The organism is Albidovulum sediminicola, assembly GCF_025751575.1.
Lineage (GTDB): Bacteria > Pseudomonadota > Alphaproteobacteria > Rhodobacterales > Rhodobacteraceae > Albidovulum > Albidovulum sediminicola.
This window is the reverse complement of the sequence record NZ_JAOWLA010000005.1, coordinates 170100-188826: the sequence shown is the minus strand read 5'-3', so window position 1 is coordinate 188826 and position 18727 is coordinate 170100. Positions and strand designations below refer to the sequence as shown.

Genomic DNA, 18727 nt, shown 5'->3' with positions numbered 1-18727 from the left:
CCTGAGGGCAGATATTCGCGGGATGAGTCTGCCCCCGGGATTTCTTGACGAACTGAGAAACCGAACGACGCTTTCGCGCATCGTCGGGCGCAAGGTGACGTGGGACAACCGAAAGTCCAACCAGGCCAAGGGCGACCTCTGGGCGCCGTGCCCCTTCCACCAGGAAAAGACGGCAAGCTTCCACGTCGACGATCGCAAGGGCTACTACTACTGCTTCGGCTGCCACGCGAAGGGCGACGCGGTCAGTTTCCTGCGCGAGGCCGAGAACATGGGCTTCATGGAGGCGATCGAGGTCTTGGCGCGCGAGGCCGGGATGCAGATGCCCGCCCGCGACCCCGAGGCCGCCCAGAAAGCCGACCGCCGCAGCCAGCTGGCCGAGGTGATGGAGGCCGCCGTCCAGCACTACCGCATGCAGCTTCGCACCGGCGCCGGGGCGCCCGCCCGCGATTACCTGGCCAAGCGCAAGCTGTCGGAGGCCGACCGCGACCGGTTCGAGATCGGCTTCGCGCCCGAGGGCTGGCAGGGGCTCTGGGACCATCTGAAGGCGAAGGGCATCGCCGACGACCTGATCCTGGCGGCGGGGCTCGCCAAGCCCAGCACCAAGGGCAAGGCCCCCTACGACACCTTCCGCAACCGGATCATGTTCCCGATCCGGGACGCGCGCGGGCGCTGCATTGCCTTCGGCGGCCGGGCGATGGACCCGAACGACAACGCGAAATACCTCAACTCCCCCGAAACCGAGTTGTTCGACAAGGGCCGCAGCCTCTACAACCATGGCCCCGCGCGCGAGGCTGCGGGGAAGGGCGAAACCCTGATCGTCGCCGAAGGCTACATGGACGTGATCGCGCTGGTGACGGCGGGCTTTCATGCAGCCGTCGCACCCTTGGGGACGGCCATCACCGAGGATCAATTGCGCCTGATCTGGCGCATCCACCCCGAACCGCTGGTCATGCTGGACGGCGATACGGCGGGCATCCGGGCCGCCATGCGCCTGATCGACCTGGCGCTGCCGCTGCTGGAGGCGGGCTACGGGCTGCGCTTTGTCATCCTGCCGGAAGGCATGGACCCCGACGACATGATCCGCGCGCGCGGCGCCCAGGCGATGCGCGACCTTCTGGAAACCGCGCAGCCGATGGTCAATCTGCTCTGGCGGCGCGAGACCGAGGGCAAGACCTTCGACAGCCCCGAACGGAAGGCGGGGCTCGACAAGACCCTGCGCGAGACGCTGCGCAAGATCGCCGACCCCTCGATCCGGGCGCATTACGGCGAAGAGATCAAGCAGCTCCGCTGGGAGCTTTTCGGCAGCAACCGAAAGCCCCAGCCGCAACGCGGGTCGGGGATGGCCCCGCGCGGCCGATCGCAGGCCCCACTGGCGCCGCTGCCGGTCACGCGCACCTCGCTTCTGGCCACGCCCGGCGGGGAGGCGGTGGAGGACCACCTGCGCGAAGCGATGATCCTTGCCATCTGCGTGACTCACCCTGCCTGTCTTGCGCGCTTCGAAAGCCAGCTTGAGACCGTGGACATGCTCGATCCCGGTCACGACCGGTTACGGAACGCGCTGCTTCTGGCCTCGCACGATCCCGAGGTCGCGGCGGACCCGGACGCCTTTCGCAACAGAATCGCGGCCTCTGCGGGCGCTGACCTTGAAAAACTCCTGGCCCTTGCCCACGTGCGAATTGCCCCCCCTGTCCGCAATTTCGAAGACACCGATCTGGCCACGATGTGTCTGGCAGAGGAGCTTGCGAAGCTCGAGGCGCGGCGGGGCATGACGGCCGAGATCGAGGAGGCGATGGAGGACCTCGAGGGGCTCGCGGATGAGGGGCTGACCTGGCGGCTGAGCCAGGCCGCCGCCGCCCGCCACCGGGCAGAACGCTCAAGACTTGACGACGACAGCGACATGGGAGAGGACCGCGCCGCCCTTTCGGCGCAGCTGCAAAGCCTGATTGACCGCGCGGTGTGGGAGAAGAAGCGGCATTGATGCCGCCCGCCCTGTGATTCGCCGTCGCGATTCGATAGAAACCACCTGACGATTCGCTGCGCGCGATTCGCCCGACGATGACCGAAGGAGCGCCTATGGCCGCCAAAGACACCGACGACCAGAAACCGGAAGGCGATGACAACGAGCATACGCTCGACATGAGCCAGGCCGCGGTCAAGAAGATGATCGCCGACGCGCGCGAGCGTGGCTACATCACCTACGACCAGCTGAACCAGGTTCTGCCGCCGGAACAGGTGTCCTCGGAGCAAATCGAGGACGTGATGTCGATGCTCTCCGAAATGGGCATCAACGTCATCGAGGAGGAAGAGACCGAGGAGGACACTTCCCAGGGCGGCGCCGTGGTCGAGACCTCGGGCTCGCGTGAGGTCGCCATCGCGACCTCGGCCGGTGAGACGCTGGATCGCACCGACGACCCGGTGCGGATGTACCTGCGGGAGATGGGCTCGGTCGAGCTTCTGTCGCGCGAGGGCGAGATCGCCATCGCCAAGCGCATCGAGGCCGGGCGCAACACGATGATCGCCGGGCTCTGCGAAAGCCCGCTGACCTTTCAGGCCATCACCATCTGGCGCGACGAACTTTTGAACGAAGATATCCTCCTGCGTGACGTCATCGATCTTGAGGCGACCTTCGGGCGTAACCTTGACGGCGACGGAGACCTGGATGAGCCGGTCGTGGACGATGTCGCGGTCGCCCAGCAACCCAAGCGCCAAGCCTCGGACGAGCCGGAGCTTGACGCCGACGGCAACCCGATCGCCAGCGGCGACGACGAAGATGAGGATGACGACGGGTCGAGCATGTCGCTTGCCGCGATGGAAGCGACGCTGAAACCCCGCGTTCTGGAAACGCTGGAAATCATCGCGCGCGACTACGCCAAGCTGGCCGACATGCAGGACCAGCGGATGTCGGCGACGCTGAACGAGGACAATACCTTCTCGATCTCGGACGAGGCCGCCTACCAGAAGCTTCGTTCGGAAATCGTGCTGCTTGTGAACGAGCTTCACCTGCACAACAACCGGATCGAGGCGCTGATCGACCAGCTTTACGGTATCAACCGCAAGATCATGCAGATCGACTCGAACATGGTGAAGCTGGCCGACGCGGCCCGCATCAACCGGCGCGAGTTCATCGACGAGTATCGCGGCTACGAGCTGGATCCGACCTGGATCGACCGCATGGCCGACAAGGCGGGCCGTGGCTGGCAGACCCTGATGGAGAAAAGCCGGGCCCGGGTCGAGGACCTGCGCAACGAGATGGCCCAGGTTGGCCAGTACGTCGGCGTCGACATACAGGAATTCCGCCGCATCGTCTCCCAGGTCCAGAAGGGCGAAAAGGAAGCCCGCCAGGCCAAGAAGGAAATGGTAGAAGCGAACCTGCGGCTTGTGATCTCCATCGCCAAGAAATACACCAACCGCGGGCTGCAATTCCTTGATCTCATTCAGGAAGGCAACATCGGCCTGATGAAGGCCGTGGACAAGTTCGAATACCGCCGCGGCTACAAGTTCAGCACATATGCAACATGGTGGATCCGCCAGGCGATCACGCGCTCGATCGCCGACCAGGCCCGCACCATCCGCATCCCGGTGCACATGATCGAGACGATCAACAAGCTGGTGCGCACCGGCCGCCAGATGCTGCACGAGATCGGCCGTGAGCCCACGCCCGAGGAACTGGCCGAAAAGCTCCAGATGCCGCTGGAGAAGGTCCGGAAGGTGATGAAGATCGCGAAGGAGCCGATCTCCCTCGAAACCCCGATCGGGGATGAGGAAGACAGCCAGCTTGGCGATTTCATCGAGGACAAGAACGCGATCCTGCCGCTCGACAGCGCCATTCAGGAGAACCTGAAGGAGACGACGACGCGCGTTCTCGCCTCACTGACCCCGCGCGAGGAACGCGTGCTGCGCATGCGTTTCGGCATCGGCATGAACACCGACCACACGCTCGAAGAGGTCGGCCAGCAGTTCTCCGTCACCCGCGAACGTATCCGCCAGATCGAGGCGAAGGCGCTCAGGAAGCTGAAGCATCCGAGCCGGAGCCGGAAGCTGAGAAGCTTCCTGGATCAGTGAGCGATTGAGTTGCTGCCAGATTATCTTCGGTCGGATCTGTCCGTCGTCTTCTGCGGGACTGCTGCGGGGCGACGGTCGGCCGAGGTGGGGCACTACTATGCGGGCCGCGGCAATAAATTCTGGAGAGCGATCTTTGAAGTCGGCCTGACATCAGAACTTCTGGGTCCCGAGTTGGACGCGCGGGTTCTGGATCATGGCATCGGCTTAACAGATCTCGCCAAAGGCGTCGCGGGCATGGACCGCGAATTGCCGATAGGTGCGCTGTGTGCGGAGCGATTACGGAATGTTGCCAAGAGTTGGCAGCCGCGCGTTGTCGCTTTCAATGGCATGAAGGCAGCGAGAGTTGTCCTTGGGGCCGCGCGTGTGAACAGCTATGGGCCGTATAAGGTTGAAGGCTTGCCCGCCATTTGGGTGCTGCCATCGACATCAGGTGCCGCAAATGCCTACTGGTCAATCGAGCCATGGCGTCAGCTCGCATCGGTCGTCTGCTGACGATCCTTAATAGCGGCATTCCCGCCGCACGCTTGGCTTTTCTGCACCAGCAACTATCTTGGGCCTACCCAATCGAAAGGCAACCCCATGCGCCCCATCGCCTTTGCCCTAGCCCTGACCGTCACCGCGCCTGCCCAGGCCTTCACCGCCCAGAACGGGCTGGTGGTCCAGCCGGAGGGCGATGGCTTTGTCGTGAACTGGCGCGGCCCGGCGGGGCCGGCCGACTTCTGGTGCGCGGCGGGGGATTACGCGATCCGGGTTCTGCATCTGAACCCGACCCAGATCGTCTACCGGACCTCCGACCCGAAGCGCCGGGCGGGGGAGGGGGTCTCCTTCTCGCTCGATCCCACGCAGTCGGCGCGCAAGACCGGGCTTTTCGTCCTAGGCGCCAAGGCGGGCGGCATCACCGCCGGCCACGCCCAGGGGCTTTGTGAGAACCGCCGTCCCCGGGCCTGGTCGCGCCGCGACCGCTAGAGCGGAAAGAAAAAGGGCCGCCGTTTCCGGCGGCCCTTCGTTCAGGGGACCTTCGTTCAGGCGGCTGTCACGCGGACGGCCGCGAACTTGAACTCCGGGATCTTGCCATAGGGGTCAAGTTGCGGGTTGGTCAGGATGTTCGCCGCCGCCTCGACATAGGCGAAGGGGACAAAGACCATATCCTCGGCGATCGCCCGGTCGGCGCGCGCCATGATCTCGATCTCCCCCCGGCGGGTGGAGAGCTTGACACGCCCGCCCGGCTCGACGCCCAGCCGCCTCAGCGTGTCGGGGTGGAGCGAGCAGTTGGCTTCCGGCTCCACCGCGTCCAGAACCTTGGAACGGCGGGTCATCGACCCGGTATGCCAGTGTTCCAACTGCCGGCCGGTGGTCATGATCATCGGGTAGTCCGCGTCGGGCAGTTCCGCAGGCGAGATGACCGAGGCCGGCGTGAACTTCGCCCGGCCGCCCGCGCGGGGGAAGCCCGTGCCGAAGACGATGGGCTGGCCGGGGTCTTCGGGCGACAGCGACGGGTAGGTCACCGCGCCTTCGTTCTCCAGCCGGTCCCAGGTGATGTTGTCGAGCGACTTCATCGTCTGCTTCATCTCGGCGAACACCTCGGACGGGTGGCTGTAGGTCCAGCCCAGCCCGATGCGGTTCGCCAGATCGACGGTGATCGACCAATCCTCGCGCGCCTCGCCCGGGGGCGTGGCGGCGGCCCGGCCCATCTGCACCTGCCGGTTGGTGTTCGTGACCGTGCCGTTCTTTTCATAGAAGGCGGCGGCGGGCAGGATCACGTCGGCGTAGTTCGCGGTTTCGGTCAGGAAGATGTCCTGCACCACCAGATGCTTCAGCATCCCCAGCGCCTCGCGCGCGTGGTTCAGGTCGGGGTCGGACATCGCCGGGTTTTCGCCCAGAATATACATGCCCTTGATGTCGCCGTGATGGACGGCATCGAGGATCTCCGTCACCGTGAGCCCCTTCTCGTTCGAGAAGTCGTCCGATCCCCAGACGCCTGTGAACTTGGCGCGGATCGAGTCGTCCGTGACCGTCTGGTAGTCCGGCAGGAACATCGGGATAAGGCCCGCGTCGGACGCGCCCTGCACGTTGTTCTGGCCGCGCAGCGGGTGGAGGCCTGCACCGGGGCGCCCGACATGGCCGCACATCAGCGCAAGCGAGATCAGGCAGCGGGAGTTGTCGGTGCCGTGGATGTGCTGCGAAACCCCCATGCCCCAGAAGATCATGCCGGCCTTCGCGGTGGCGAAGTCGCGCGCGACCTGGCGGAGCTGTTCGGCGGGGATGCCGCAGATCGATTCCATCTTCTCGGGCGTGAAGTTCGCTAGGTGTGCCTTCTCGGCCTCCCAGTTCTCGGTATAGGCCTCGATGTACTGGCGGTCGTAAAGCCCTTCCTCGACGATCACGTTCATGATCGCGTTCAGCATCGACACGTCCGCGCCGGGGCGGAACTTCAGCATATGCGTCGCGAAGCGGCGCAGGCCGACGCCGCGCGGGTCCATGACGATCAGCTTGCCGCCGCGCTTGGTGAACTGCTTGAAGTAGGTGGCGGCGACAGGGTGGTTCTCGATCGGGTTGCAGCCGATGACGATGGCGACGTCGGCATTCTCGATCTCGTTGAAGGTCGCCGAGACCGCGCCGGAGCCCACGTTCTCAAGCAGCGCCGCGACCGAGGAGGCGTGGCAGAGCCGCGTGCAGTGGTCGACGTTGTTGTGGCCGAAGCCCTGGCGGATGAACTTCTGGAACAGATAGGCTTCCTCGTTCGAGCATTTGGCCGAGCCGAAGCCCGCGACGGCGCGGCCGCCGTTCGCCTCGGCCAAGCCTTTCAGCCCGCCGGCGGCAAAGTCCAGCGCCTCTTCCCAACTCGCTTCGCGGAAGAACTCGGACCAGTTGCCCGGATCGACGTTCAAACCCTTGGCGGGCGCGTCCGCGCGGCGGATCAGCGGTTTGGTCAGGCGGTGCGGGTGGTGGATGTAGTCGAAGCCGAAGCGGCCCTTGACGCAAAGCCGGCCTTCGTTCGCGGGGCCGTTGATGCCCTCGACATATTTGACCTTGCCGTCCTTGACCTTGAGCGAGACCTGACAGCCCACGCCGCAGAACGGGCAGATCGAGGTGACTTCCTTGTCGAAATCGGCGCGGTCGCCGACCTGCTCGGCATCGACCACGGTCGCGGGCATCAGCGCGCCCGTCGGGCAGGCCTGCACGCATTCGCCGCAGGCCACGCAGGTCGATTGGCCCATCGGGTCGGCCATGTCGAAGACCGGGTAGGCGTCGGGCCCACGGCCCGCCATGCCGATCACGTCGTTGACCTGAACCTCGCGGCAGGCGCGGACGCAAAGGCCGCACTGAATGCAGGCATCAAGGTTGACGCGCATCGCGACGTGGCTGTCGTCCAGAAGCGGGATACGCTCGCGCTCCAACTTCGGGAAGCGGCTGTCGGAGACGCCGTTGGCCTCGGCCATGTCCCACAGATGCGCGGACTTGTCATGCGCGCGGGCCTGCTCGGGCTGGTCGGCCAGCAAAAGCTCCATGACCATCTCGCGCGATTTCTTCGCGCGGGTGCTGTCGGTCTTGACCACCATCCCGTTCGACGGGTTGCGGCAGCAGGAGGCGGCCAGAACCCGCTCGCCCTCTACTTCTACCACGCAGGCGCGGCAGTTGCCGTCGGGGCGGTAGCCCTTCTGGTCTTTGTGGCACAGATGCGGGATGGTCGTGCCTTCACGCTTGGCGACTTCCCAGATGGTCTCTCCGGGGGCGGCGGAAACTTCGCGGCCGTCGAGGGTGAACTTGATCGCGTCGGTCATGTCAGACCTCTTCCGGGAAATGTTTCATGGTCAGGCGGATCGGGTTCGGGGCGGCCTGGCCCAGGCCGCAGATGGAGGCGTCGCCCATCACCTGGCACAGGTCCTCCAGCAGGTCGCGGTCCCAGCGGTCGGCCTGCATCAGCTTGACCGCCTTCTCGCAACCGACCCGGCAGGGCGTGCACTGGCCGCAGCTTTCGCTTTCGAAGAAGCGCAGCATGTTCAGCGCGGCCTGCTTGGCGCTGTCCTTGTCCGATAGGACGACGACGGCGGCCGAGCCGATGAAGGTGCCATGCGGTTGCAGCGTGTCGAAGTCGAGCGGCACGTCCGACATCGAGGCCGGCAGAAGGCCCGAGGACGGGCCGCCCGGTTGGTAGGCCTTGAACGTGTGGCCCTCGGCCATGCCGCCGCAGGCCGCGATGATGTCGGTGATCGTGGAGCCGGCCGGCAGCAGGTAGACCCCCGGCTTCGCCACCCGCCCCGAGACGGAGTAGGAGCGCAGGCCCTTGCGGCCGTTCTTCTCGGTCGAGGACAGGATTTCAGGCCCCTCGCGCAGGATGCGCGCGATCCAGTGAAGCGTTTCGACGTTGTGGACCAGCGTCGGGCGGTCGAAGATGCCGACGGCCGCGACATAGGGCGGGCGCTGGCGCGGGATGCCGCGCTTGCCCTCGATCGATTCGATCATCGCGCTTTCTTCGCCGCAGATATAGGCGCCCGCGCCGCGGCGCAGTTCGATAAAGCCCGGCGTGACGATCCCGGCCGCCTCAAGCGCCGCGATCTCAGTCGCGAGGATGTGCAGGACGGCGGGGTATTCGTCGCGCATGTAGATGAAGCAGCGCTCGGCCTCGACCGCCCAGGCGGCGATCAGCATGCCCTCCAGCATCAGGTGCGGCGTGCGTTCGAGGTAGTAGCGGTCCTTGAACGTCCCCGGCTCGCCCTCGTCGCCATTGACGGCCAGGTAGCGCGGACCGGCGTTGGCGCGCACGAAGCCCCATTTGCGGCCCGAGGGAAAACCCGCGCCGCCCAGGCCCCGAAGACCGGAGGCCAGGACCGTCGTCTGCACCTCTTCCCAGTTGCCGCCCGCGCGCAGGTCGGCCAGGCGCGCGTAGCCACCCGCTGCGCGGTAGGCGTCAAGCGTTTCGTAGTCCGGGATCTCGGCGTGAAAATCGCCCTTGGCCAGCGCGGCCTCGACCTTTTCAGGCGTGGCGTTGTCGATATGCTTGTGCCCGATCTCCAGCACCGGCGCGGTGTCGCAGCGGCCCATGCAGGGCGCGCGCAGAACGCGGATCTTGGCCGGGTCCATGCCGCTTTCAAGCGCGGCGATCAGCGCCTCGGAGCCGGCCAGCTCGCACGAAAGCGATTCACAGACGCGGATGGTCAGGTCGGGCGGCGGGGTCTCGCCTTCGCGCACCGGGTCGAAATGGGCGTAGAAGGTCGCGACCTCCCAGATCTCTGCCATGCCGGTGCGCAGTTCCTCGGAGAGCGCGCGCAGATGCGCGGCCGACAGGTGGCCATAGCTATCCTGGATGCGGTGAAGGTACTCGATCAGCAGATCGCGCCGCCGCGGCCCGTCGCCCAGCAGTGCCCGCACCTCGTCCCAGGCCTGGTCCTCAAGCTGCCGGCCCTTGGGCGTCTTGCGCCCGCGACCCTTGCCGGATTTCCAGACCCCGTTCTTGTCGTCCAGTGCCATGACCGTCTTTCCGTTCGTTTCAACGCCCCTCGGGGCCAGTGCCGTCCGGGTCGTAGTTTCAGACTACAAGGGTTCAATCAATGCGCGATTCCCGTTGCCCGATAGAAAATACCGATCATAACCCGCGTTTCCCAGTAAAATATCCTCTCACGGCAAGCGGAAGATCAATGGACAGACTGCGCGGCTTTGCATATCTCCTGCGTCATGGACTGGGATCAGGAAATCGACGCGACGGGGCTCTTGTGCCCGCTGCCGGTGCTCAAGGCGCGCAAGCGTCTGGCCGGTATGGCGCCCGGCGCGGTGCTGCGGCTGGTGGCGACGGACCCCGCCGCCGTGATCGACGTTCCGCATTTCTGCGCCGAGGCAGGTCATGCGCTTGTGGCCACCGCCGACGAAGGCGCGGCGCAGGTCTACCTGATCCGCCGCGCCTGACGGCTAGAGGCCGAAGCCCGCGAAGGGCAGGTAGCGGACCGGATCGCCGGGGGCGATCTCTGCCGCGTCATCGGGAAGTTCGACCAACCCCGCGGCCCAGCTCAGCCCGCTGATCCGGCCCGATCCTTCGGAGGCGAAGACCTCCGCCCGGCCCGCCGCGTCAAGCCTTGCGCGCAGGTATTCGCGCCGCCCGGCCTTTTTGCGCTTCGAAAAGGCGGCCGGAACCGTGAACGCGAGGGGGCTGCGCCAGCCCTCACCGGACATCGCCGCGAATGCGGGCCGCGCGAAGATCAGCGCGCAGACGAAGGCCGCGACGGGATTGCCAGGCAGGCCGAAGACCGGCACCCCCTCCCACATCGCCAACGCCAGCGGGCGGCCCGGCTTCATCGCGATCCGCCAGCTTGACAGTTGCCCCCGCGCCCGAAGAAGGGCGGAGACGTGGTCCTCGTCCCCTGCCGAGGCGCCGCCGGAGGTCAGGATCACGTCCGCCTCCCGCGCGCCGCGATCGAGGCAGGCCGCGATGACCTCGGGCGCGTCTTTCGCATGACCAAGATCGACGGGAACGCATCCCCAGGCCGCGGCCATCGCCAGAAGCATTGGCCGGTTGGCGTCGAAGATCTGATGGGGACGGGCGTCGGCGGCGGGGTCGCCCAGGATCTCATCCCCCGTGGACAGGACCGCGACGCGCAGGGGGCGGTGGACCTCCACCGTCGCGATGCCGAGGGCCGAGAGCAGCGCGAGGTCGGCCGGGGTCAGACGCCGGCCGGCGGTCAGGGCGGTGGCCCCCGCGATGACATCCTCGCCCGCATTCCGGGTGTTGGCGCCACGGCGGACGGGGCCGTCGAAGGCCAGGGTAGCGCCATCGGTGGCGCAGTCTTCCTCAAGCACGACGGTGTCGACGCCCTCGGGCAGGATGGCGCCGGTCAGGATGCGGATGGCGGAGCCCACCGGGACCGCCCCGTCAAAGGGCTGCCCCGCCGCCGCTCGTCCCGCGACCAGCGGCAGGCGCTGCACACCCGCGCCGGTCGTGGCTTGCGCAAAACCATAGCCATCGACGGCGGAGTTCGCCGCGGGAGGATTCGCCCTGCGCGCGACGGCGTCGGCGGCCAGCACCCGACCCACCGACCGCGCCGTCTTAAGCGGCTCCGTCGCGACGACGGGTGTGAGCGCTGAGCGCAGCCGCGACAGCGCCTCCTCGACCGGCACCCAGGCCACGCCCTGGGGCATGGCGAAACAGTCGTTGCGCAGGCGCGGGGGTGTCAGGCCGTCACTCATCTTGTCCACTTTCGCGGCGGTCCTGCGCGGTCGGCAAGCCCACCTCACGCAGGATGAAGTCAGTGATGCCCGCGGTATCGTCCAGATCAAAAAGCGGCCGGTCCAGTCCACCGGGCGTCGTGTCCGAGGCGACCGCGCGAATGGAGGGATTTCCCGGCGCGATCAGGGGGCGGCCGGTCTCGGCGCGGTGCGCCTCGATCTTGGGATGGCCCTCGCGCTTGTAGCCCTCGATCAGCACCAGGTCGGCGGGGGAGAGCTTGGTCAGAAGCTCCGCCAGAGTCGGTTCGGCGTTGCCGCGCAACTCATGCATCACTGCCCAGCGGCCGGGCGAGGCGACGATGACCTCCCGTGCGCCGGCCTCTCTGTGGCGGAAACTGTCACGGCCGGGGTGATCCACGTCGGTGGCATGATGCGCGTGCTTGACGGTCGAAACCGTCAGGCCGCGGCGCGTCATCTCCTCCACCAGCCGGACCATAAGATGCGTCTTGCCAGAGTTCTTCCAGCCGGTGACGCCATAGACCCTCATGCCAGAAGCCCCTCGGCGGTGGCGATGTCTTCGGGCGTGTTGATGTTGAAGAACGGGTCGAACGGGTCCGAGGCGAACTCCGCCGTTCCCGCGCCATGGCGCTCGGTCCACAGGACGATCTTGCGCAGCCCACCCTCAAGTGCCGCGCGCAGGTCGTCGCGCAGCGCCACCGGCCAGAGGCCGAAGGTCGGGTGCTGCCAGAGCTTGCCTGTCTCGTCCCGGCTGGCGGCCAGCGCGAGGCCCGAGGGTCCGGCGGCGGCCTGAAGCCGGACCACCAGATCAACAGGGAAGAACGGCGTGTCGGCGGCAACCGTCACGATCGCCGCTGCACCAAGATCCGCCGCCCAGTCGAGCCCGGCCAGCACACCGGCAAGCGGTCCGGGATAGTCTGGCAGGCTGTCGGGCAGGACCGGCAGGCCGTAGTCGGCGAACCGCGCGGGTTCGCCGTTGGCGTTGATGGCCAGCGGATCGCACTGAGGCGAGAGCCGGTCGATGACCCGGTCCAGCAGCCGCCGCCCGGCGACACTGCGCAGGCCTTTGTCGCCGCCCCCCATCCGGGTCGCGCGCCCGCCCGCCAGGATGACGCCCGGAAGCCTAGTCATCCCCGGCCCCTTTCCGGCGGTGCTTGCGACCCTCGTCCGGGACGCTTGCCGGGTCGGCGTCGCGCACCAGCCGGTCCTCCCCTGAAAGGCAGACGAAGCGCTGGCCCCGCATCCGCCCAATCAGCGTGAGCCCCACCTGTCGCGCGATCTCCACCCCCCAGGCCGTGAAGCCGGAGCGGGAGGCGAGCACGGGAATTCCCATCAGTGCCGTCTTGATCACCATCTCCGATGTCAGCCGCCCGGTCGTGTAAAGGATCTTGTCGGACGCCGGGACGCGGTGCTGGAAGAGGAAGCCCGCGATCTTGTCGACGGCGTTGTGGCGGCCCACGTCCTCCATATAGACCAGCGGCCGGTCACGCTCGCACAGCACGGTGCCGTGGATCGCCCCGGCCTCCAGGTAAAGCGAGGGCGTGGTGTTGATCTGATGCGCCAGCGCGTAAAGCCAGCTTGTGCGAACCTCCACTGCCGGAAGCGTCAGGCCCTCGAGCCCCTCCATCATGTCGCCGAAGACCGTGCCCACCGCGCAGCCGGAGGTACGGGTCTTCTTCTTCACCTTCTCCTCATAGGAGGTCTGGCGCCCGGTGCGGACCACGACCGTCTCGATCTCCTCGTCGAAGTCGATGGCGGTGACCACGTCGTCGGCCTTCAGCATCCCCTGATTGCGCAGAAAGCCGAGCGCCAGGTATTCGGGATAATCCCCGATGGTCATCGCGGTCACGATTTCCTGCGAATTCAGGTAGATCGTCAGCGGCCGCTCCTCCACCACCGAAATCTCGATGCCCGCGCCGGTCTGATCGGTGCCGGCGACCCGCCGCGTCAGGCGGGGGTCGGTCAGGTTGGGCAGAATCGGAAGGTCGGGGATCATGGGGTCCTTTCCTCTTTGGCGGGCATCTTGTAATGGGGTGGGGGCAGGTGCAAGGCCCCGGGGGTGCCCCGTGGTTGCGCCGTGGATGCACCGGGATGGGGGCGACGATGCTGGGCTATGTCGTGTCGAAAGGGCGGGGCGAGGCCGATCAGCTTCTGGCCGATGTCGCGGCCCGGCTGATGGCCGAGGGTTGCCGCCTGGCGGGCGCGATCCAGATCAACGTGGAGACGCAGACGGGGCGCGCCTGCGAGATGGACCTTCACGTCCTCGCCCTCGACCAGGTGGTCCGCATCAGCCAGAACCTCGGTGCGCTGTCGGAGGGCTGCCGCCTGGACCCCGCCGCGCTCGAAGGCGCCGTCGGGCTGGTCGAGCGCGCGCTGGAGGGCGGTCCCGACCTTCTGATCGTGAACAAGTTCGGCAAGCAGGAGCTGGACGGGCGCGGCTTCCGCCCCCTGATCGGGCGTGCCTTGGCCGAGGGTATTCCGGTGCTTTGCGCGGTCAACGGCGACAATGTCGATCGCTTTGCGGCCTTCGCGGATGGCCTGGCGCAGGACCTGCCGTTGGAGGCGGACGCAGTGCTTGACTGGTGCAGGAAAGCCGCTGCGGCCTGAGACGCCGCGACGCCCGGCTGGACAAATTGTCCCCGAAATGATGCATGAACCCCCAAAATGTCCGTTCTTCGGCGCGCCGACGGACGCTATGCATGCCCCATCCAACCCGGTCCAAGTGCCTCAAGAACTGAACGCAAACTCATGAATGACATAACTTCTGGGCTTGGAGAGGCCGTCCGGCGCGTGGTGACGCTCGATCCCGACCTGGTCGAGATCACCTGGCTGTCGCTGCGGGTCACGCTGGGCGCGACCGCCATCGCGTCCCTGATCGGCCTGCCCCTGGGCGCCTGGATCGCCATCAACCGCTTTCGCGCCCGCAGGCTTGTCATCGCGATCCTGAACTCGCTGATGGGCCTGCCGCCGGTGGTGGTCGGTCTTTTCGTCTATGTGCTGTTTTCGCGGTCCGGCCCGCTTGGGGTGCTGGGGCTGCTTTTCACGCCGACGGCGATGGTGATCGCGCAGGTCATCATCATCACCCCGATCGTCGCCTCGATTGCGCATCAGGCGATCCGCGATCTTTGGGCCGATTACCATGATCTTCTGATCTCGCTCCATGCGAGCCGGTGGCAGCGGGTCCAGGCGCTGCTCTGGGACGGGCGCCGGGCGCTTCTGACCGCGTCGCTGGCCGGTTTCGGGCGTGCCATCGGCGAGGTGGGCGCGATCATGATCGTTGGCGGCAACATCGACCATGCGACACGGGTGCTGACCACGGCCATCGCGCTGGAGACGGGCAAGGGCAACTTCGATCTTGCGCTGGCGCTGGGCTTCGTGCTGATCGCGCTCGCCGTGGCGGTCAACCTCGCGATCCATTTCGGAACCCGCACCGAAAGGAGCAGCCGATGGTAGCGCCCATCCTTCCCCTGGTCGTGGACGGGGTCGTGCTGCGGCGCCGCGGGCGGCGCATCCTTGGGCCCGTCTCGCTGACGATCGAAGCCGGTGGGATCACGGTGCTGATGGGGCCGAACGGCAGCGGCAAGACCAGCCTTTTGCGCGCCATGCACGGGTTGGAGCGGCTGAACGACGGGGCGGTGCGCTGGCAGGCGCCGCTTGACGAGACCCGCGCGCGGCAGGCCTTCGTTTTCCAGGCGCCGATCGTGCTGCGGCGCTCGGTGCTCGACAATATCGCCTATCCGCTGGTCCTTGATGGGGTGCGCCGGGTCGTCGCGCGCGCCCGTGCGGCTGCGCACGCCGCCGATGTCGGAATCGCGGGGCTTCTCGACCGGCCCGCGCAGGTCCTCTCGGGCGGAGAGAAGCAGAAGCTCGCGCTCGCCCGCGCGCTCATGCGCAAGCCGGAGGTGCTTTTCCTGGACGAGCCCTGCGCGAACCTCGACCCGCGCGCTACCCGCGATATCGAGGCGATCCTGCGCCGGGCCGCCGAGGCCGGGACCAAGATCGTCATGTCCACCCATGACGCGGGCCAGGCCCGCCGCCTGGCAGCCGAGATCCTGTTCCTGCATGAGGGCCGCGTGATCGAGGCGGCCCCCGCAGACGCGTTCTTTGCCAACCCCCAGACGCCCGAGGCACGGGCGCATGTGAACGGAGACCTACTGCCATGAAATTGTTGAAGACCCTGCTGCCTTTCGCCTTCGCGACCCTGGCGGCCAGCGCGGCCGCCGCGGAAACGATGAAGATGTCGGTCACGACCTCCTTCGCCAACTCCGGCCTGGCGGAGGTCCTGCTGCCGGAGATCGAGAAAGACACCGGCATCACGGTCGAGCTTCTGGTCGTCGGCACCGGGCAGGCGCTGGAACTGGGCGCCAACGGGGACGTTGACGCGGTGCTGGTCCATTCGCGCGCGGCAGAGGAAAAATGGCTCGCCGCGGGCAACGGAACCCATCGGCGAGAGATCATGTACAACGATTTCGTCGTCATCGGCCCGGCCTCCGATCCGGCCGGCGCGCGTTCGGCCGAAAAGGCGGCCGATGCCTTCGCGGACATCGCCAACGCCCAGGCTGCATTCGTGTCGCGCGGTGACGACAGCGGCACCCACAAGGCGGAGCTGAAGCTCTGGAGCGCGGCGGGCATCGAGCCCTCGGGCGACTGGTACAAGGCCGTCGGGCAGGGCATGGGCGCGGCGCTCAACACGGCGGCGGGGCTTGACGCCTATATCCTGTCGGACCGCGCGACCTGGCTGAGCTTCGAGAACAAGGCAGGCTTGGAACTGGTTTTCGAAGGTGATCCGGCGCTCTTCAACCAATACGCCTACCTGCCCGTCAACGCTGAGAAATATCCCAGCGTGAATGCCGCCGCCGCCGAGAAGCTCGAGGCGTGGCTGACCTCGGACAAGGCCAAGGGATTGATCGACGGCTATCAGATTGCCGGCCAGCAGCTTTTCCACTTCAACGCGGTGGCGGAGTAACGGCCTAGCTTTCCGGCGTGGCGTGGATGGCGAACATGTCCAGCCCCGCCTCGTCGGGTTCGATATAACGGTATTGTTCGCGGACGCCGGCTTCGGTCAGTTCGCGCAGCACCGTCAGGACGGTGTTGGGCGGATGGTCCTCGCAAAGCGCGGCCATCTGCGCCAACTCCTCTTCGGCCACCGGCCGGGCCGCGTCGAGCGAGGGCGCCCCGTAGATATCGACGAAATGCCGCGCCAGCCGATCGACCAGCGCCGCGTATTCGGCCTCCTCGATCCGGGTCACGGCGACGAAGGTGACGCGGCCGAAGGTCTCGATCCCCAGCCAGCCGTTGGCAAAGGCCTGGCGGGCCTTGCCGACAAGGTCGGCCTCCCCCCAGTTGGAGAACTCGAACCCGCCCGGGATCGCCCATTCGCCGGTCCGGGCGGGGGTGTGGAAGACGTTGCGGTCGCTTTCGTCGAAATGGATGGCGCGGGCGAGAAGCATCCTAGACCTCTTCAAGCAGGGCGGTGAGCGGGATCAAACGGGTTTCGGCCCCGGTTTTTAGAAGCATTCCGAAATTCTCATCGACGCCGAGGAACGTGCCCTCGTGCCGCGTGCCCCGAAGCGGCAGCGTGACCGGGCGGCCAAGGTCCCAGACCAGCCCCACCCAGTCGCGCGCGAGGGTCGCGCGACCCTCCGGGTCCTCAAGGAGATGGAGCCAGCGCAAGCTGTGGCGCGACCAGGCCTCCAGAAGGTCGATCGGGTCGATCAGGCCGCAGCCCTCCTGGTCGATGGCGGTCCAGTCCGGGGTCTCCCCGGGTTCGAATTCGTCGGGCAGGCGCAGCGTCAGGTCCAGCGCGACCACCAGCCAATCGGGGACGGCGGCGGGGTCCCGTGTCGCGGCAGCGGCATGTAACGCGCCGCAATGGGCGCCGTTCACCCGCAGGCCCCCGGCCCAGTCCAGATGCAGCGCGGTCTCTGACGGGGCCAGCGCGCCGAAGGCGTTCTGGAACCCGACGGCGCAGGCGACGAGCCCGGCCATCGCCTGCTCCAGCGGTTCCTCCGGCGCCAGGACCAGCGCCGCGCGCAGCCGGTCGTCGGAGCACGACCAGGCGATCAGGCCCGCATCCACCCCGCGCCGTGCCTGGTCGCAGGCGATGGCGAAGGGGTTTGCGGGTCCGGCGGCCAGCCCTTTCATCAACGGTGGAAAGACCGGCGTTCGGATCATGCGATCCCCTTCGCGACCAGGTCGCGGGCCAGGTCGCGGAAGGCCCGTGCCTCTGCCGCCTCGGGGTTCGAGACGACGATGGGCGCGCCGCCATCGGCCGCCCGGCGAATGCCGATATGCAGCGGAATCTCCGCCAGAAGCGGCACGCCCAGCTTCTCCGCCTCGGCGGCGACGCCGCCATGGCCGAAGATGTGCTCTGCGTTTCCGCATTTGGAACAGATGTGCACGGCCATGTTCTCGATCAGCCCGAGGATCGGCGTGCCCATCTTGCGGAACATGTCGATGCCCTTGCGCGCATCCAGCAGCGCGATGTCCTGGGGGGTGGAGACGATGATGGCGCCTGCCAGTTCGGCCTTCTGCGCCAGCGTCATCTGCACATCCCCCGTGCCCGGCGGCAGATCGACGATCAGCACGTCGAGCGCGCCCCACTGGACCTGGAACAGCATCTGCTGCAACGCCCCCATCAGCATCGGCCCGCGCCAGACAACCGCCTCGTCCTCCTGCGTCATCAGGCCTAGCGACATCAGCGTGACACCGTGGTTCCTGAGCGGCAGGATCGTCTTGCCGTCGGGCGAGGCCGGACGGCCCGTGACCCCCAGCATGCGGGGCTGCGACGGCCCGTAGACATCGGCGTCCAGAAGCCCCACGCGCCGCCCCTCGGCGGCGAGCGCCACGGCAAGGTTCGCCGCGACCGTCGATTTCCCGACCCCGCCCTTGCCCGAGGCGATGGCGATCACGCGCGCGACGCCGGGCACCTTCTCCGGCCCCTTCGGCTTGGCGTGGCCGCCCAATTTCAGGTCAGGTGGGGGTGGGGCGCTGTGCGCCGTCATCACGACCGAAACCGAGGTGACGCCGGGCAGGTCACGCAGCTTCGCCTCGGCCTCGTTGCGGGCGGCCTCCATCCGGGCTGCGCGGGCCGGGTCGATTTCCAGGACGAAGCGGACGTTGCCGTCCTCCACCGTCAGGGCCCGGACCATGCCGGCGCTCACGATGTCCTTGCCGCCAATCGGGTCGGCGACCGTCCCCAGCAGTTTCAGAACCGCCTCGCGCGACAGGCTCATTCCTTGGGGCCCGCGATCTTGCCGGTGACCACATGTTCCAGATCAAGCCCCGCCACGGTCAGCACCACGCGTGCCTCAAAGCTCTTGCCCGCAGCCGCCGTCCCGCCGTCGCGCATCGCCGTCTCGATCGCCTGTTGCGAGGTCACGCCAACCTGCTTGAGGAACTTGCGCATCGACATGTTGAAATCGTCGTCCATCGTCATCCTCCTTCGCCTTTCCTTGACCGGGTTTCGCCAGACCCCCTAACCTCGTGCGCA

19 protein-coding genes are annotated in these 18727 nt (G+C 67.1%); 9 read left to right on the top strand and 10 right to left on the bottom strand.

All coding sequences use genetic code 11. The annotated features are described in order from the left end of the window. The first annotated feature begins 22 nt into the window (after window positions 1-22). The 4 genes from dnaG to OE647_RS07280 all read left to right on the top strand — a co-directional run bounded on the left by dnaG (window position 23) and on the right by OE647_RS07280 (window position 5028). The gene (gene dnaG / locus OE647_RS07295; protein WP_263721060.1) at window positions 23-1978 is read left to right on the top strand and encodes a DNA primase; all 1956 of its coding nucleotides are present in this window, start codon (window positions 23-25) and stop codon (window positions 1976-1978) included. 95 nt (window positions 1979-2073) lie between these two features. Further along, window positions 2074-4062 (top strand): RNA polymerase sigma factor RpoD, encoded by a 1989-nt coding sequence (gene rpoD, locus OE647_RS07290; RefSeq protein WP_263721059.1) that lies wholly within the window; start codon window positions 2074-2076, stop codon window positions 4060-4062. Window positions 4063-4071: 9 nt separating this feature from the next. Beyond that, window positions 4072-4554 (top strand): mismatch-specific DNA-glycosylase, encoded by a 483-nt coding sequence (locus tag OE647_RS07285; protein WP_263721058.1) that lies wholly within the window; start codon window positions 4072-4074, stop codon window positions 4552-4554. Window positions 4555-4641: 87 nt separating this feature from the next. Then, window positions 4642-5028, top strand: coding sequence for a hypothetical protein (locus OE647_RS07280; RefSeq protein WP_263721057.1), 387 nt, complete (start codon window positions 4642-4644; stop codon window positions 5026-5028). A gap of 56 nt (window positions 5029-5084) precedes the next feature. Here OE647_RS07280 and fdhF read toward each other — a convergent pair whose 3' ends face one another. Further along, window positions 5085-7844 (bottom strand): formate dehydrogenase subunit alpha, encoded by a 2760-nt coding sequence (gene fdhF / locus OE647_RS07275; RefSeq protein ID WP_263721056.1) that lies wholly within the window; start codon window positions 7842-7844, stop codon window positions 5085-5087. Between the two features lies 1 nt (window position 7845). Continuing rightward, window positions 7846-9531, bottom strand: a complete 1686-nt coding sequence (locus tag OE647_RS07270) for an NAD(P)H-dependent oxidoreductase subunit E (RefSeq protein WP_263721055.1) — start codon at window positions 9529-9531, stop codon at window positions 7846-7848. Window positions 9532-9735: 204 nt separating this feature from the next. Here OE647_RS07270 and OE647_RS07265 point away from each other — a divergent pair, with 204 nt between their 5' ends. Continuing rightward, window positions 9736-9963 (top strand): sulfurtransferase TusA family protein, encoded by a 228-nt coding sequence (locus OE647_RS07265; protein ID WP_263721054.1) that lies wholly within the window; start codon window positions 9736-9738, stop codon window positions 9961-9963. A 3-nt stretch (window positions 9964-9966) separates the two neighbouring features. On the opposite strand, the gene OE647_RS07260 is transcribed toward OE647_RS07265, so the two are convergent. Genes OE647_RS07260 through OE647_RS07245 form a run of 4 tightly spaced genes read right to left on the bottom strand, consistent with a single transcriptional unit; the run spans window position 9967 to window position 13231 of the window. Next, window positions 9967-11238, bottom strand: coding sequence for a molybdopterin-binding protein (locus tag OE647_RS07260; RefSeq protein ID WP_263721053.1), 1272 nt, complete (start codon window positions 11236-11238; stop codon window positions 9967-9969). Continuing rightward, window positions 11231-11764: a molybdopterin-guanine dinucleotide biosynthesis protein B gene (gene mobB, locus OE647_RS07255; protein ID WP_263721052.1), complete on the bottom strand. Its 534-nt coding sequence runs from the start codon at window positions 11762-11764 to the stop codon at window positions 11231-11233. Before mobB ends, OE647_RS07260 begins: the two co-directional genes overlap by 8 nt. Next, window positions 11761-12366: a molybdenum cofactor guanylyltransferase MobA gene (gene mobA / locus OE647_RS07250; RefSeq protein WP_263721051.1), complete on the bottom strand. Its 606-nt coding sequence runs from the start codon at window positions 12364-12366 to the stop codon at window positions 11761-11763. The genes mobB and mobA overlap by 4 nt, the downstream gene beginning before the upstream one ends. Beyond that, window positions 12359-13231 carry a formate dehydrogenase accessory sulfurtransferase FdhD gene (locus OE647_RS07245; protein ID WP_263721050.1) on the bottom strand — a complete coding sequence of 291 codons (873 nt, stop codon included), beginning with the start codon at window positions 13229-13231 and terminating at the stop codon, window positions 12359-12361. The genes mobA and OE647_RS07245 overlap by 8 nt, the downstream gene beginning before the upstream one ends. Window positions 13232-13326: 95 nt before the next feature. On the opposite strand from OE647_RS07245, the gene OE647_RS07240 reads away from it, so the two are divergent. The 4 genes from OE647_RS07240 (at window position 13327) to OE647_RS07225 (ending at window position 16201) form a co-directional block, all read left to right on the top strand. Beyond that, the gene (locus OE647_RS07240) at window positions 13327-13842 is read left to right on the top strand and encodes a DUF2478 domain-containing protein (protein WP_263721049.1); all 516 of its coding nucleotides are present in this window, start codon (window positions 13327-13329) and stop codon (window positions 13840-13842) included. Window positions 13843-13983: 141 nt separating this feature from the next. Beyond that, window positions 13984-14688 (top strand): ABC transporter permease, encoded by a 705-nt coding sequence (locus OE647_RS07235; RefSeq protein ID WP_263721048.1) that lies wholly within the window; start codon window positions 13984-13986, stop codon window positions 14686-14688. Then, window positions 14682-15398 carry an ATP-binding cassette domain-containing protein gene (locus tag OE647_RS07230; protein ID WP_263721047.1) on the top strand — a complete coding sequence of 239 codons (717 nt, stop codon included), beginning with the start codon at window positions 14682-14684 and terminating at the stop codon, window positions 15396-15398. Before OE647_RS07235 ends, OE647_RS07230 begins: the two co-directional genes overlap by 7 nt. Continuing rightward, on the top strand, window positions 15395-16201 hold the full coding sequence (locus tag OE647_RS07225; protein ID WP_263721046.1) for an ABC transporter substrate-binding protein: 807 nt from the start codon (window positions 15395-15397) through the stop codon (window positions 16199-16201). The genes OE647_RS07230 and OE647_RS07225 overlap by 4 nt, the downstream gene beginning before the upstream one ends. Window positions 16202-16205: 4 nt before the next feature. On the opposite strand, the gene OE647_RS07220 is transcribed toward OE647_RS07225, so the two are convergent. Genes OE647_RS07220 through OE647_RS07205 form a run of 4 tightly spaced genes read right to left on the bottom strand, consistent with a single transcriptional unit; the run spans window position 16206 to window position 18667 of the window. Next, window positions 16206-16685: a DUF6505 family protein gene (locus tag OE647_RS07220; RefSeq protein WP_263721045.1), complete on the bottom strand. Its 480-nt coding sequence runs from the start codon at window positions 16683-16685 to the stop codon at window positions 16206-16208. Window position 16686: 1 nt separating this feature from the next. After that, window positions 16687-17409 carry a biotin/lipoate--protein ligase family protein gene (locus tag OE647_RS07215; RefSeq protein ID WP_263721044.1) on the bottom strand — a complete coding sequence of 241 codons (723 nt, stop codon included), beginning with the start codon at window positions 17407-17409 and terminating at the stop codon, window positions 16687-16689. Further along, entirely contained in the window at window positions 17406-18470 is a 1065-nt protein-coding gene (locus OE647_RS07210) for an Mrp/NBP35 family ATP-binding protein (protein ID WP_263721043.1), read from the bottom strand. The genes OE647_RS07215 and OE647_RS07210 overlap by 4 nt, the downstream gene beginning before the upstream one ends. Further along, window positions 18467-18667, bottom strand: a complete 201-nt coding sequence (locus OE647_RS07205; RefSeq protein ID WP_263721042.1) for a DUF6494 family protein — start codon at window positions 18665-18667, stop codon at window positions 18467-18469. The genes OE647_RS07210 and OE647_RS07205 overlap by 4 nt, the downstream gene beginning before the upstream one ends. Between the last annotated feature and the right edge of the window lie 60 nt (window positions 18668-18727).

Excerpts from the sequence above, each read along its gene's own strand:
- mobB (WP_263721052.1), bottom strand. The coding sequence starts at position 11,764 with ATGAGGGTCTATGGCGTCACCGGCTGGAAGAACTCTGGCAAGACGCAT.
- OE647_RS07280 (WP_263721057.1), top strand. The coding sequence starts at position 4,642 with ATGCGCCCCATCGCCTTTGCCCTAGCCCTGACCGTCACCGCGCCTGCC.
- OE647_RS07210 (WP_263721043.1), bottom strand. The coding sequence starts at position 18,470 with ATGAGCCTGTCGCGCGAGGCGGTTCTGAAACTGCTGGGGACGGTCGCC.
- OE647_RS07230 (WP_263721047.1), top strand. The coding sequence starts at position 14,682 with ATGGTAGCGCCCATCCTTCCCCTGGTCGTGGACGGGGTCGTGCTGCGG.
- mobA (WP_263721051.1), bottom strand. The coding sequence starts at position 12,366 with ATGACTAGGCTTCCGGGCGTCATCCTGGCGGGCGGGCGCGCGACCCGG.
- fdhF (WP_263721056.1), bottom strand. The coding sequence starts at position 7,844 with ATGACCGACGCGATCAAGTTCACCCTCGACGGCCGCGAAGTTTCCGCC.
- OE647_RS07260 (WP_263721053.1), bottom strand. The coding sequence starts at position 11,238 with ATGAGTGACGGCCTGACACCCCCGCGCCTGCGCAACGACTGTTTCGCC.
- OE647_RS07240 (WP_263721049.1), top strand. The coding sequence starts at position 13,327 with ATGGGGGCGACGATGCTGGGCTATGTCGTGTCGAAAGGGCGGGGCGAG.
- OE647_RS07220 (WP_263721045.1), bottom strand. The coding sequence starts at position 16,685 with ATGCTTCTCGCCCGCGCCATCCATTTCGACGAAAGCGACCGCAACGTC.
- OE647_RS07265 (WP_263721054.1), top strand. The coding sequence starts at position 9,736 with ATGGACTGGGATCAGGAAATCGACGCGACGGGGCTCTTGTGCCCGCTG.
- dnaG (WP_263721060.1), top strand. The coding sequence starts at position 23 with ATGAGTCTGCCCCCGGGATTTCTTGACGAACTGAGAAACCGAACGACG.
- OE647_RS07225 (WP_263721046.1), top strand. The coding sequence starts at position 15,395 with ATGAAATTGTTGAAGACCCTGCTGCCTTTCGCCTTCGCGACCCTGGCG.
- rpoD (WP_263721059.1), top strand. The coding sequence starts at position 2,074 with ATGGCCGCCAAAGACACCGACGACCAGAAACCGGAAGGCGATGACAAC.
- OE647_RS07270 (WP_263721055.1), bottom strand. The coding sequence starts at position 9,531 with ATGGCACTGGACGACAAGAACGGGGTCTGGAAATCCGGCAAGGGTCGC.
- OE647_RS07235 (WP_263721048.1), top strand. The coding sequence starts at position 13,984 with ATGAATGACATAACTTCTGGGCTTGGAGAGGCCGTCCGGCGCGTGGTG.
- OE647_RS07205 (WP_263721042.1), bottom strand. The coding sequence starts at position 18,667 with ATGGACGACGATTTCAACATGTCGATGCGCAAGTTCCTCAAGCAGGTT.
- OE647_RS07215 (WP_263721044.1), bottom strand. The coding sequence starts at position 17,409 with ATGATCCGAACGCCGGTCTTTCCACCGTTGATGAAAGGGCTGGCCGCC.
- OE647_RS07245 (WP_263721050.1), bottom strand. The coding sequence starts at position 13,231 with ATGATCCCCGACCTTCCGATTCTGCCCAACCTGACCGACCCCCGCCTG.